The organism is Acetomicrobium flavidum, assembly GCF_900129645.1.
GTDB classification, from domain to species: Bacteria; Synergistota; Synergistia; order Synergistales; family Acetomicrobiaceae; genus Acetomicrobium; species Acetomicrobium flavidum.
The window spans coordinates 994,228-1,007,703 of the sequence record NZ_FSQZ01000001.1 but is presented as its reverse complement, the minus strand read 5'-3'; the positions used below and the strand labels follow the sequence as shown (position 1 = coordinate 1,007,703).

The 13,476-nt window shown below is 49.5% G+C and carries 12 protein-coding genes; 10 read left to right on the top strand and 2 right to left on the bottom strand.

Translation table 11 applies throughout. The features are described 5' to 3' along the window. Window positions 1-122: 122 nt before the first annotated feature. From BUQ78_RS05250 to BUQ78_RS05235, 4 genes are all read left to right on the top strand, one after another. Entirely contained in the window at window positions 123-4,670 is a 4,548-nt protein-coding gene (locus tag BUQ78_RS05250; protein ID WP_074199510.1) for an acyl-CoA dehydratase activase-related protein, read from the top strand. Window positions 4,671-4,791: 121 nt separating this feature from the next. Next, window positions 4,792-5,301 carry a transcription repressor NadR gene (locus tag BUQ78_RS05245; protein ID WP_074199509.1) on the top strand — a complete coding sequence of 170 codons (510 nt, stop codon included), beginning with the start codon at window positions 4,792-4,794 and terminating at the stop codon, window positions 5,299-5,301. 24 nt (window positions 5,302-5,325) lie between these two features. Beyond that, window positions 5,326-5,508: a hypothetical protein gene (locus BUQ78_RS05240; protein ID WP_074199508.1), complete on the top strand. Its 183-nt coding sequence runs from the start codon at window positions 5,326-5,328 to the stop codon at window positions 5,506-5,508. Between the two features lie 2 nt (window positions 5,509-5,510). After that, window positions 5,511-6,962: a sodium:solute symporter family protein gene (locus BUQ78_RS05235; protein ID WP_074199507.1), complete on the top strand. Its 1,452-nt coding sequence runs from the start codon at window positions 5,511-5,513 to the stop codon at window positions 6,960-6,962. Window positions 6,963-6,964: 2 nt separating this feature from the next. On the opposite strand, the gene proC is transcribed toward BUQ78_RS05235, so the two are convergent. After that, on the bottom strand, window positions 6,965-7,792 hold the full coding sequence (gene proC, locus BUQ78_RS05230) for a pyrroline-5-carboxylate reductase (protein WP_074199506.1): 828 nt from the start codon (window positions 7,790-7,792) through the stop codon (window positions 6,965-6,967). Window positions 7,793-7,939: 147 nt separating this feature from the next. Here proC and BUQ78_RS05225 point away from each other — a divergent pair, with 147 nt between their 5' ends. The 6 genes from BUQ78_RS05225 to BUQ78_RS05200 all read left to right on the top strand — a co-directional run bounded on the left by BUQ78_RS05225 (window position 7,940) and on the right by BUQ78_RS05200 (window position 11,692). Further along, window positions 7,940-8,215 (top strand): acylphosphatase, encoded by a 276-nt coding sequence (locus BUQ78_RS05225; RefSeq protein ID WP_074199505.1) that lies wholly within the window; start codon window positions 7,940-7,942, stop codon window positions 8,213-8,215. An 8-nt stretch (window positions 8,216-8,223) separates the two neighbouring features. Then, window positions 8,224-9,234: an NAD(P)H-dependent glycerol-3-phosphate dehydrogenase gene (locus tag BUQ78_RS05220; protein WP_074199504.1), complete on the top strand. Its 1,011-nt coding sequence runs from the start codon at window positions 8,224-8,226 to the stop codon at window positions 9,232-9,234. A 60-nt stretch (window positions 9,235-9,294) separates the two neighbouring features. Next, window positions 9,295-9,468 (top strand): 4Fe-4S binding protein, encoded by a 174-nt coding sequence (locus tag BUQ78_RS05215; protein WP_014805978.1) that lies wholly within the window; start codon window positions 9,295-9,297, stop codon window positions 9,466-9,468. Window positions 9,469-9,530: 62 nt separating this feature from the next. After that, on the top strand, window positions 9,531-10,826 hold the full coding sequence (locus BUQ78_RS05210; protein WP_074199503.1) for a CCA tRNA nucleotidyltransferase: 1,296 nt from the start codon (window positions 9,531-9,533) through the stop codon (window positions 10,824-10,826). 96 nt (window positions 10,827-10,922) lie between these two features. After that, a complete protein-coding gene (locus tag BUQ78_RS05205; protein ID WP_014805980.1) occupies window positions 10,923-11,276 on the top strand; it encodes a carboxymuconolactone decarboxylase family protein in 354 nt (117 codons plus the stop codon). A gap of 203 nt (window positions 11,277-11,479) precedes the next feature. Then, complete coding sequence (locus BUQ78_RS05200; protein WP_074199502.1) at window positions 11,480-11,692, top strand: trimethylamine--corrinoid methyltransferase; 213 nt, start codon at window positions 11,480-11,482, stop codon at window positions 11,690-11,692. A 47-nt stretch (window positions 11,693-11,739) separates the two neighbouring features. On the opposite strand, the gene BUQ78_RS05195 is transcribed toward BUQ78_RS05200, so the two are convergent. Continuing rightward, window positions 11,740-13,470: a putative bifunctional diguanylate cyclase/phosphodiesterase gene (locus BUQ78_RS05195; protein WP_074199501.1), complete on the bottom strand. Its 1,731-nt coding sequence runs from the start codon at window positions 13,468-13,470 to the stop codon at window positions 11,740-11,742. Between the last annotated feature and the right edge of the window lie 6 nt (window positions 13,471-13,476).

Sequence of the window (13,476 nt, the reverse complement as noted above, 5' to 3'; positions counted from 1 at the left end):
CCCTTTGAATGGACCTCCTGTCTCAATTATATGCCATTCGGCAACCTCTTGAGGTAGAATATATGCTTGAAAGCGATAGGAAAATGACCTCGAGATCATCGCGTTAAAAAGAGGAGATAAATATGAAGCGTTATTTTGTAGGCATCGATATTGGTTCCTCTGCGATTCACAGTGCAATCCTGGACGAGTCTGGCGGCATTGCTTATGTTTCACCCAGTTTGCCGCATTTTGGAACTCCCTTTGAGAGGCTTGCAGAGGTATGGAAGGACTTGTCAGAGAACGCTGCAGAGGGCAGGATCGTATCTACGGCCTTCACGGGCATAGGGGCGCAGTATTTTGGCGAGGTATTCCCCAAGCTGCTTTTTGACTACGAAAGCGTGACGATCCCTAAGGGCGTTTCGCTGCTCTGTCCCGATGCGGTCTACATCTTTCACATGGGAGCCAAGGATTCCTATTTTTTTAAAATAGGACACCTGGGACAGGAGGTAAATATGCTCGAATGGTCGGCCAACAGCAAATGCGGTGGCGGCTCGGGCATATTGATAGAAAAGCAATTGCGGCGCTTGTACTTAAGAGAAGACAAACAACTGTTTGGCTTAAATGAGGCCCGCAAAAAGGACGAGCTGATGCAAAACCTGTATCAGTTGGCGGAAAGCGACCTGGCCGAGCATGGTACAGCGCAGGGCTTTAACGCGAGGTGCGGAGTCGTAATCCAATCTGATCTGATACACGAACAAAATGAAGGCGCGAAACGTGCCTACTTAGTGTCTCGCCTCTACGCCACAGTAGCGCGAAACTATAATAATGACGTCGTCGGCGCAAGGGACCTCGAGAGAAACGTCCTATCAGTGGCGACGGGCGGCGTTTTTTCGAGCGACTATTTGCTTGAGCGGGTCCGCGAACTGCTTGGAATATCCCTTATACGTCCGCCCCACCATAGGGCAGTTGCGGCCATTGGCGTAGCGTTGGAGGCCATGGAGAAGGGCAACTCTTTCGTGATGGACTTCTCAAAGCTAGACGAGGTCACCTCCTTCGTCAGAAGCAAGCGACCTTGTGCGCCTCCTCTTAATGCCTCATTAGACAAGGTTCACGTCTACGATGGGAAGATAAAGGACATTGACGGAGACGAGGTAAGAAAGGTGACCATAGGCGTGGACGGCGGTTCTACCACCACGAAGGCAGCGGTGGTGGACGTCGCTTCAGGTGAACTGCTCGATAAGATCTATATAAGCACTCACGGGGACCCGGAAGGTGCCTTAAAGGAAATCTTCAGGTATCTATCCAGAAAAGCCAAGAACTACGATGTCTTGGGCGTATGTACGACCGGGTCGGCGAGAAAACTTTACGAGCGCATACTGGTAAGCCACACCAAGAAGAAAAACTTAGAGGCGGAAGGGTACGCCGTGCTTGACGGTGCAGTCGACGAGATCACATGTCATGCCGTGGGGATAAAGTTTCATGACCCCGAGATAGACACGATCTTTGAAATAGGCGGCCAGGACATGAAGTTTACGACCTTCAAGGTGAAAGACGGCGTCGCGACCGACGAGATACAGGAGGCCCGCATGAATTACTCCTGCCAGGCGGGAGCGGGGCAGACGTTGGAGAACATGGCCCAACTCCTGGACCTTGACGTCAAGTCGAGCTTACAGGAGGCGGCATTAAAGGCCGATGTAGTGCCTTTGATCGACTCCACATGTGGCGTCTTCATGGAGATGGAGGAAAACAGGCTCATATCCGAGGGCTTTACGAAGGAGCAGATCGCTGCGGCGATCGTCAGGGCTACGGCTGCTAGCTACTTTAACAAGTTCGTGGGAGGCCCGCAGCACGTCAAAAATAAATGCTCCTGTCAGGGGGGGCCTTCTTTGGGCGTGGCCTTTCTTGCCGCCATGGCCCAAGTTACGGGCAAGGACATCTATGCCTATCCCCATAGAGAGTTATTTGGCGCTTGGGGAGCAGGGCTGTTTTTGCGCGACCAGATCCTGCAGCTTCAAAGGGAAGGCCGTGAAGTCAAGTCCGCCTTCAGGGGATTTGAAGTGGTGGACATGGTCTTTGAAAAGCGCGACGTGATGTGTGCCGACCATTTCGGCAAGCTGTCCTGCGGCATGCGCAACTGCAAATTGAAGATCTTTTCCATCGGTGGAGAAGAGGTCATAACGGGAGGATTTTGCCCAAGGGGAAACAGCGAAGGAACGGGCCAAAGCAGGAAGGATTACGTGGAGATCTATCATAGATTGCTTGAGAAGCACTTCGATGGCGTGTTATATGAAAAATTAAACGAGGTTGAAAGCGCCCTTCCAACGATCGGGATCCATAGAAGCGGAGTCACGCTTGGAGATCTGGGGGTTTGGTCGTCAGCGCTCTTTAAAAAATTAGGTTTTCTTCCTGTGTTAACGCCTGAGTCCAACGATGAGATAGCTCAGGTGGGCATAAACATAGCTCCTACGGAATTTTGCATAGCCATGAAGCTCGTCATAGGGCACGCCGCCCTACTTTTCCAGGACAAAAGGATCAAACACCTCTTCAATCCTTGTTTCATCGAGGAGGTCAGGCCCATTAAGCCCAACAGGAAATTTTGCATCTACACGGAAGCTGAAGGCTATCTGCTTCAAGACATATTGGGAATCGAGCCGGAAAGGGAGTTTTTAAGCGTCCTTTACCTTAAAGACGACGAAAAGACAGCCAAGGCATTGTTTGATGAATTTCACAGGCTGGGATATGACATTTCCCTGGATGACATCTTAAAAGCCATAGCCTATGCCAATGAAAGGTTAAAGGCCTTCAAGGAGGAGCTTTACCGTTACGGAGACGAATTCTTAAAGGAGCTCGATAAAACCGGAGAAGCTGGGTATGTAGGTTTAGGTAGGGATTACGTCATACTCGATCCTCAGGCTTCCTCTAATTCTGGGTCGATGTTTTCTAAACAGCGGGGCATGCGCTACATCCCCCAAAGCTTCTTGGAAGAGCATTTCAAGGATGTCCCGATAGATGAGCTTTCTTACAACGAATATTGGTATCAAAATGCCCATATACTCCAAGCTGCCATATTTACGGCTATGCATCCCAGGTTATTTCCCATAAGACAGATGAACTTCGCCTGTGGACCGGATTCCATGAAGTTCTATCACGAAAGCGAGATATTTAGAAGAGCGGAAAAGCCCTTTTTGCACCTGGTGACCGATGCCCAGACGAACAATGCTCCCTTCGTGACGCGTGCAGAGGCCCACGAGCGGGTCGTACAAAGGGCAAAGCCCAAGACAAACTTGACCTTTTCCGACTTCGTCCTCTTTCCTCGCGATAGCGAAAAAGAAAAGCTAAGCTTGGGATCGCGAATATGGCTTATACCCTATATGGGTGAGGCAAGCAGACTGGGCGCGGCGGTGTTGCGCCACTACGGCGTCAGTGCCATGGCCATGCCCACGGCGACCATGGCCTCAAAGGACGCCGCGAGCCGCTTTATAACGACGGAGACGTGTTTTCCCTTGAGGGGCGTGGTCGGAGATGTCATGGCGTCCATAGAGGAGCTTGCGAAGGAGCGCGGCAAGGAATGGATAAGGGACAACATTGTGATATTTTTGCCCACTACCTCAGGCCCTTGCAGGTTCGGGAAGTATGGAGAGGTGCTTAGGATATTTTTGCGACAGGAAGGTTTGGACTGCGTTCCAATAGTGAGCCCCTCCACGGATACCAGCTACATCGATATTGAAGCACCAGAGCAGTTCGGCGGAACATTGAGCAAAGTCAACGCCTTGCTAAACGTGTTCAGGGCCATCAAGATGGCGGACATGGCAGACGACATGATCCGCAGGTTCAGGCCCTACAGCAGCGATAAAAAGGCCTTTGACGAGATGTGTGCACAGCGCATGGATCTCCTTGAAAGGTTACTGGTCGAGCGGGGGGCGCCATACTCGGTCCTTAGAGACTGGACGAAGGAGACCATAAGGCTTTTCATGAAAGAGGCGCCGGAGGCCGAAAGCCGAAGCCTGCCACTCGTCCTTTATATCGGAGAGATATACACCAGGCAGCACGATCCCTACACGGAATACGTGATAAAGCGCCTCGAGGAAGAGGGGCTTGAAGTCGTGAGGGGAAGCATTACCGAGTGGCTTGAATACATAAATTACCTCACCATAAGGGATGATCCCAAGCTGGCCTATAAATTTGCCCAGTTCTACATGGAATACGCCGACTGGCGATTCAGACGGATCTTTGGAGGGCTGACCAAGGACCGCGAGGTCTTGCCAAAGCCCAATGTGATAATAGAAGAGCTTCAAAGGAGCCGACGATATCACAGCGACATCACGGGAGAATCTCCTCTGGTGATAGGCATATTTCTGAAGTTCATGCGAGGAGAGCTTCCCGGTAACGGTCAAAGGGTATGCGGAATATTTCATGTCGGCCCATTTACGTGCATGCAGGAAGGTGTAGCCATGGCCAAGATGGATGCCATGCTGAAGGAAGAATCCAAGCGCGACCCAGACCTCATAGTTCCCATGGTGCATGCCTTCTTTGGAGATTCGGCAAACACCAACCTCGAAGCAGAGATTGCCGCCTTTAGGGAACAATGTAGGCTAAAGGCGAAGATAAACCATTCCCTGGGATACGACAGGAAAAAGGCAACTCAAGGCCTAAGGAGGAATCTTGCGGTCGAGGGGGAAAGCTCTCGCTAGGTTATCCCTTAGATAAACTGCTGCCCACGACGTTAGCAGAGGAGCGTCGTGGGCTTATTTTATTGACATATATGCTATAAGCTGCTAGTATCAGCTACAAACAACTGGGGGTAAGGGCAACATGACTCGCGCAGAAAGGTTAGATGCGATAAAAGAAATCCTGGAAAATGCGACTGCGCCTGTGAGCGGCTCCTATTTGGCAGAAAGGTTTGGAGTAAGTCGTCAGGCGATTGTTCAAGACGTTGCTTTGCTAAGAAACCAGGGCCTTGAAATCATTTCGACGCCTGCGGGATATATTTTGGAAAGGGTAAAAAGGTTGCGCAAGATCATCGCAGTACGTCACGGCAAGGATGAAATATTCGATGAGCTGCTTGCGGTAGTTGAGGCCGGAGGGCGTGTGCTTGACGTCATGGTAGATCATCCCATTTATGGGGAGATCAAAGGAACCATCGGTGTCGGCTCGCAGGAAGACGTTACGCGCTTTGTTAGCATGCTTGAAAGTTCGGGGCAAGAGCCCCTGCTCTCCCTCACCAGGGGCTTTCATCTGCACACTATAGAGGCGGACAGCGAAGAGACGTTGAAAAAGATCGAGGATGCCCTTAGAAGGCAGGGCTTTCTCTTTGTTGGTTAAAATTTACAAAAGGACGTGATCATCTTGATCAAAAAGGAAAAGCTGTTGGCGATCTTTGCGGTTGTTTTAGGCCTTTGTTATGTCGTCGTGCCTTATTGCTTTTTTCGCGAAAAGGGCTCCTTTCTTTTTTGGGTTTTGACCACCCTTTTAGTGCTGGTGACGGGCACCATCTATACGAGAGACTGGAATAGGGAAGAAAGGATCTAACCATGAGCGCCTCGATTTTGATGTTCAGCATAGGCATCTGGTTTGTGGCAGGCTCCTACATTTCCTACACGTCGCGCATGAGCGGAAAGGTTGACCTGGCGGAGTACTTTTTGGGAAGCAGGCGGATCGATGGATTCATCTCGGCGATGACGTATAGCGCCACGACGTACAGCGCCTTCATGATGGTTGGCCTTGTTGGATTGACCTACCGTTACGGGGTGGCTGCTTTAGGCTTCGAACTGATGTACCTGGTGGGAACGGTCTTTTTGCTGATCCTGTTTGCTCCAAGATACTGGATAGCGGGTAAGAAGTACAACCTCATCAGTCCCTCGGAGTTGCTGAGCTTTCGATACGAAAACAAGGCCGTCGGTGCGGTTAACACTATGCTTTGCCTCGTGATGTTGGTGCCCTACGCCTCGGTACAGCTGATGGGGGCAGGATATCTGGTCGAAACGTTATCCGATGGGGCTTTAAGCTACACTACGGGGACCATCATCGCAGCGATCGTGACATTCGTATTTTGTTGGTGGGCGGGATTGCGCTCCGTGGCCCGTACGGATGCACTTCAAGCCATAATAATGCTCGTTGCAAGCATTGCCCTGATAGGTTACTTGACCTCTAAGTTTAGCGATGCTGGCGGATTTCGCCAAATGCTGGTCGCAAATAAAGGCGAGCTTCTTCGCATAAATTGGTCGCCGTCATTTTTTATAGGCCTTACATTGCCTTGGACGTTTTTTGCCGTTACAAATCCTCAGGTGGTTCAGCGCCTCTTTATACCCAAGGACAGGTCAAGCATCAGAAAGATGATATTGGGATTTTCCTATTTCGGGTTTGTCTATACGGTCATATGCTGTCTTTTGGGGTTGATGGCTGCCCTGCTAATACCTGGATTAAGCCTTCCCGACAACGCCATGCCCATGTTACTGAAGCGGGTCCCTGTCTCAGTATCGGTCATAGTCTTTGTCAGCATATTAGCCGCCGCTGTGTCAACGATGAACTCCATTGTGCTTACATTGAGCAACATGTTTGGGCGAGACCTGCTTAAAGCACTTCTTCCAAGCATCTCGGAAGAGAGCGAACTGAGGGCCTCGAAGATGATCATGATCGTCATCATGATCGCCTGTCTCTTGTTTGCCCAGTTAAGGCTGGATCTAATAGTGGTGCTGTCTTCTCTGGCATCAGGAGGGTTGTTGGTACAGCTGCCAGCAGTCTTGGGGGCTTTCTTCTGGAAGAGGGCAACCGCGAAGGGCGCTATAGCGAGCATATTGCTCGGCGGGCTTACGGTTGGCTATATGTCCGTCACTAACCTAAAGTTTTTGGGTCAGTGGCCAGCCGTGTGGGGGCTTTTGGTGGCAGCCTTTAGCTTTATCCTGGTGAGCCTCCATACAAAGGTGCCCGACACGGCCAACCAATTTATAGATGAGCTTAAAGACGAAATATCCGTGAGGTTTTAATATTAATTATCAGATTTGAGCTGCCTTTCGGCTTCGTCACAAGCCTCCCTTGCGAGCTGCTGGGCTTTAAGGGAGGCGTCTCTTATGGCCTTCATGAAGGCCGTCCTGACCTTGCCGTCCTCCAGGGCATATATAGCATCTATAGTTACACCCCCGGGGGTGACAACCATATCTTTGAGCTCGGCCGGGTGTTTCCCCGAGCTTAAAAGCAGGTGCGATGCCCCTATCACCGACCAGGCGGCTGCCCTAAGCGCCAAATCTCGGGGCAGTCCTACATGGAGAGCGCCGTAAATCATTGCTTCCACCACGGTATAAAGGTAAGCCGGGCTAGATCCTGCCATTGCAGTTAAGACGTCCAGGTATCGTTCGTCAACCTCCTCGTATTCTCCCATGTCGGCGAAGATCTTGGATATGACGCTTTTGTCCTCGTCAGATACGTTTTCCCCATAGGAGTACACGGTATATCCTTCTCTGACCTGTACGGCTATGTTGGTCATCGCCCTTACCACGCGCGATCGAGGGATGACCCTCTGAATCAGGTCGATGTTGATCGATGCTGCAAAGGATATTACCAGCTTATCGGCGAGGTTTTCCGATAAACTTTTTAGCAAGGGCACGACCTGATAGGGTTTAACGGAAACTATTACCACGTCGGCTTGCGAGACGGCTTCCTCGTTCTTGGTGGTGACCTTTATGCCCCTTTCCGCAAGGGCTGACAACCTTTCCAGCCTGCGTCTGGTCGCAATGACTTCAAAGTCATCGCTTATGGCTGAAGCTATCGCTCCTCCTATGACCCCGGCACCCAAAACAGCGACCTTTTCTTTTTCCATCTGATGTCGTAACCTCCATTTAGCGTCGTGTTCGCGAAGTTGTGCCCGTTATTATAACAATCAAATTCATTTTGTACATACTTCCGTGATGTTTCCGTCAACTATGGTAAGATATTTGGCGAGAGTAAAAGGAAGGGAGGGTCTTGTTTGCCCCTGTGCGCGCATCTTTGGCTCTCGGGTAGAGTGCAGGGAGTGGCCTTCAGGTATTATGCTGCGGTTAAGGCTAAAGAGCTAGGGGTTTCTGGTTACATAAGAAACCTCGATGACGGAAGGGTAGAGATACTGGTTCAGGGCGAACCTAAAGCAGTGGACGACATGATCAAATGGTGCAGAAAGGGGCCGCCCTACGCCATAGTTAAAGACGTGGTGCTCATCTACGAAGAGCCCGACCCAAAGTTAGCGACATTTCAGGTAAAAGGATGAGTGGACAAATGGAAAACGTATCTGTCTTCGGTGCCGGCAGTTGGGGAACGGCTCTGGCAAGCTTGCTCGGCCAAAACGGCCATAACGTGACATTGTGGTGCAGAAGAGCGGATCAGGCGCGGGCCATTAACGTGACGGGCGAAAACCCAAATTATTTGAGGGGACATCCTATATCTTCTAACGTCACAGCTACAAACAAAATAGAGGAAGCCGTGAGGTCTCCCTTATGGGTCATTGCGTTGCCCACTCAAGCCATAAGGGGCTTTTTGACTGATGTGGCACAAATGACTTCTGTTCGACCATATATATGCAACGTCGCCAAAGGCATAGAAATCAAGTCCTCATCCACAGTTAGCGGGATAGTAAGGGATGTCATGGGAGACGTCTCCTACTCCGTGTTGTCCGGTCCAAGCCATGCCGAAGAGGTGATCCAGGACTTGCCCACGGCGGTGGTAGTGGCTTCCTTAAACTGCGAGGTGGCAGAAAGGTGGCAGGCGATGTTTTCCAGGCCGAACTTTAGGGTGTATACGTCAAGCGACGTCATGGGCGTTGAGATAGGCGGTGCAGTGAAAAACGTGATTGCCATAGCAGCCGGCATTGCCAAAGCAATGGGCCTGGGGGATAATGCTTTGGCTGCCCTTGTAAGTCGCGGTTTGGCAGAGATCATGCGACTCGGTGCCAAGATGGGCGCAAATCCGTTGACCCTTGCCGGTCTTGCCGGAGTGGGAGATTTGATCGTGACATGCTTCAGCGCTCATTCGAGGAATTTGCGTCTGGGCCTTGCCATAGGAAAGGGCAAGTCTATGGCAGAAGCCATAAGCGAATTGGGACAGGTAGCAGAGGGCGCCTATACCGTAAAAGCCCTCAAGGAAATGGGCAGGAAGGTGTGCGAAGAACTGCCCATCGTCGACGCGGTTTATGATATGTTATATAACGACCTTGCGCCTGAAGAAGCCTTAAATACCTTGCTTTTAAGAGACCTCAAACCGGAGTTGCCTCCGGCAATGCAATGGATGTAGAATGTAGCGTAGCGTTGTTTTTAAATTAATTTCTGATAACTAAATTAGGAGGGGTTACCAATGGCAAAAGCTGTAGTTGACAGGGACACGTGTATAGGGTGTGAGGCTTGTGTGGGAGTTTGCCCGGCAGAGGCAATCAGCATTGTGGACGGGAAAGCCCAGGTAAATCCGGATAGCTGCATCGAATGTGGAGCCTGCGTATCCACCTGTCCCGTCTCGGCAATATCCCAGTAAGGAGTTTGTTAGTCGGTCAGGGCCTAGGCGACTAGGCCCTTTTTTGATATCCGGAGATGATCATGAATAAGTTATCGGCTTCCCTTGAAATCCTGCATATCTTAGAAACTAACGGCTTCGAGGCTTATATCGTCGGTGGAACCGTTAGAGACCTGGCGTTGGGGCTACACTTTAACGACGTTGATATCGCCACCTCTGCGAGTCCAGGGGAAATTTTGAGCCTATTTGCTGAGGCCAAGATCATAGGCGACGGACAGCTGTGCACGGTCGTCATTCCTCAAGAGAAAGGGTGGGCCGTAGAGGTGACGCCCTTCCAAGGAGCAGGTCTGCTTGATGACTTAGGCAGAAGGGACTTCACCATAAATGCCATGGCGATGAATAGGTTCGGAGAGCTAATTGATCCCTTCGGAGGCCTTTTGGACCTCACGAGGAGAGTGGTTCGCTTCAATGGCCGTCCCGAAGACAGGATTAAAGAAGATCCCATACGGTGCATCAGGCTGTTTCGTTTTGCTGCAACCTTGAGAGGGTTCGTCATAGATGATCTTGCTTGGAAGGCAACCCTTGAAAACTTACCTCTCTTTCAAGAAGTACCGTACGAACGCATTGGGAAGGAGATATATAAGGCTTTGGGCGGCAACTTTTATTCTTTCATGGAAGCTTTAGAGGTTGCCGGCTATTTGCCCCTGATCTTGCCGGAAATTTATGCCCTTAAAGGCGTCCCTCAAGATCCGGGTTTTCATCCGGAGGGTGATGTATACGAACACACGAAGCTCTGCGTCAAAAACGCAGAAGCCTTGACGAGCTTAAGCGAAATCAAGGCCGCAGCGATGTTTCATGATATAGGAAAACCCCTTGCCCTGAAGGAAGACGATGGTCGCATAAGGTTCATGGGACATGAAAAGCTTGGGGGAAGCTTGTCTATCGAGATAATGAAGCGGTGGGCGTGGCCAAGCCCCTTCGTCAAGGCCGTCTCGAGCTTAGTGAGGTGGCACATGATCCCCTTGATTTCCTTGGCACCCAGGCGAATACCGAAACTCTATTTGGAGTACGGCAAACGCTGGCTTGACGGGCTCTTTTTGCTCTCCTATATAGATATAGCATCAAGCAACGGGGATTATTCGTCTTGGACAAAAAATAGGGAAATAGCCCTTTCGTGCATGTTTAAATTTTCGGGCAAGGAAAAGCTCATCTCCGGGAAGGACGTCATGGATATCCTAAAAATCGAGCAGGGTCCGCGGGTGGGCTTGATCCTTTCTGAAATTCAGGGTTTGATCGCCGAAGGCAAGATAAAGGATCGCAGTGAGGCCATCAATTTCCTTAAGGCCAAGAGGGAAATGATGAACGATGAGAGAAATTAGGCCAAAATTGTTAGGTTAAGCCATTGATCGAGCGTAGCTGTCTGCAAGTATTTTTGATAAAATAAAATAAACTAACAAAAAGTGAGGTGAGCACATATGGCTTGGAATCCTAAAGAAATAATGAAAGAGCTTCAGCAGAACATGAAAGAAGTTGGCGAGGTTAGGCCGGAAGTCCAAGCTTTCGTCGAGTTCACGGGCAAGCTCATGACACCAAGGGCGTTGGACTTAAAGACGAAGGAACTGTTGTGCGTGGCCATCGCTGTCTACACCAAATGCGAATACTGCATTGTGACGCACGTTTATAACGCCTTGAAGGCCGGGGCAACCAAGGACGAGATCATGGAAGCAGCTCTGGTTGCGACGGAATTCGGCGGTGGTCCTGCGGTAAGCCATTGTGTCACCCTGGTAAATGAAACTATCAAGGAATTCGCCCATGAATTTAAAAAGTAGAATGTTAACCAATATTAGCATTTAGGGAAATTTTAACACCGCCCTTTAAAGGGCGGTGTTAAAATTTATTTAAGGCTAAAAGGGGGGATTTGGTTATGGGTAACAATAAGATAAAGATAACTTCACAGTATTGGCTTGAAAGGGTGAGATCTCATGGCGGGCACTTCATGATATTGATGCGCACAAATATAGCCGGCTGATGAATGGCTTATCATGGTCCGTCGGGCCTGATAGGTCGCCCTGCAAGGGGAGAAGAGAAAGATTTTATCCCTTATGAAGTCGAGGGAGTTGGCGATATAACCTGCTGGATACACAAAGACGCCCTGGAACACCTAAAGAACGTCTCTCCCACTAGGGAAGGCGATTATTTGCTTGCCTGCGAAGAGGCAGGAAGGATAAGGTTCAAGCTCCTATAAGTCATGGGGAGTAAGCTTCTGTGAAGAAATGTTTGGTCGCTAGTTTTTTATGAAGGAAGCGTCAAGTTATGCGATGTGCAAAATGCTTGAAACTCTTCTTCGTATAGGGGAGGGCTGAATATATACCCTTGTATGTAGTTTACGCCCAGGTCCTGAAGTATCCTCAGTTGTTCTTTATTTTCTACGCCCTCGGCGATGATTGCCATGTCCATAATTTCGCCAATTCTCACTATGCCCCTGACTATTGCCCGATCCCTTTCATCGTATTCCAAATTGTCTATGAAGGATTTATCTATCTTTAACACATTGATAGGAAAATCCTTTAAGTAGGCAAGGGAGGAATAACCGGTGCCGAAGTCGTCAATTGCGATGCCTATACCTGATGTCTTAAACCTCTTAAAAAGGTCCTTAATCTTTTCTTTATCTTCCATCAGAGCTCCTTCGGTGATCTCAAGCATTACCTTTCGAGGATCTAACTTTGATTCTGCGATTATTTTAAGTACATTTTCGTAAAAATTAGCATCGCGACATTGTGATGCGGAGACATTGACTGAGATTTTTTCAAGCTTGAGACCCATTCGGGACCAACTTGAAAGGGTTTGACAGCATTTCTTTAATGTCCAGTAACCTATTTCGGTGATCATCCCCATCTCCTCGGCAACTGGGATGAACTCGCTGGGCGGTATATCAACCCCGTTGTGGTGCCATCTAAGCAGTACTTCAGCGCCAAAGACCTTGACTGACGTCAGATCCACCTGCGGCTGAAAGGCCAGGCGAAATTCCTCCCTTTCGATTGCAAAAAGAAGGGCGTTTTCGAGGCGAAGGCGGGTTCTGTAGGCCTTCTCAAAACCCTCATCGTAAAAGGTAAAACGGTTGCCTCCGCTGGCCTTTGCCTCGTTTAATGCAATTTCAGCCTTCCTCAGCAAATCTCCCTCTTCGGTCCCATCGGCAGGAACCACTACAATGCCCATGCTTGCCCTAACGTGTATGGGGCCTCGCTCGCTTACCAGCGGTTCCTGCAAGGCCTCGATGATGCGTTTGCCCAAACGCCTTATCTCAATGGGGCTACTTGCCTTAGCCAGGATGGCATATTCGTCCTCTCCAAGGCGGTAGAGAGCCATATGCCTGCCGTCCCTGTCCTTTTCGTTAAGCGATAAGCGCTTTGCGATCAGGCGTAATATGTGGTCTCCAAATACGTAACCGAAGGTGCTATTTATTAATTTAAATCGATCCAAATCTATCAAATATACGCCAAGATATCCTTTTGTGTTTATGACATCCATCGTCATTGATTTAAGGTCCTTCAGGAAATGATTTTTATTTGCAAGTCCTGTCAGAGCGTCGGTGTAGATGTAGCTTTGCAGTTGTTGGTCTTTGGCCTTTATCTCAGTTAGGTCCGTGAAGATGCTTACGAAAAACTTCGTAACGCCCAGTTTGTCTTTTAGGGCGTATATGGAGATCCATTCCGGATAGACTTCCCCCGATTTGCGCCTGTTCCATATCTCGCTTTCCCAAAAGCCGATAGTGAATATGGATTCCCAAAGGTTCTTGTAGAAGGACTGGTCGTGATAGTTGGATTTCAATATCCTTGGGTTGTGTCCCAATGCCTCACTGGCACTATAACCAGTTATTGAAGTGAATGCGGGATTTACCCAAATGATTGTGCCGGAAGTATCCGTTACCACCACGCCTTCATGTATCTTGTTCGCTATTATCTCGAGCATAGAGGAATAAAGCTCAATGTTTATGTGGGTCAATTTCTCGTCAGCAGTTTCCATGCGGAA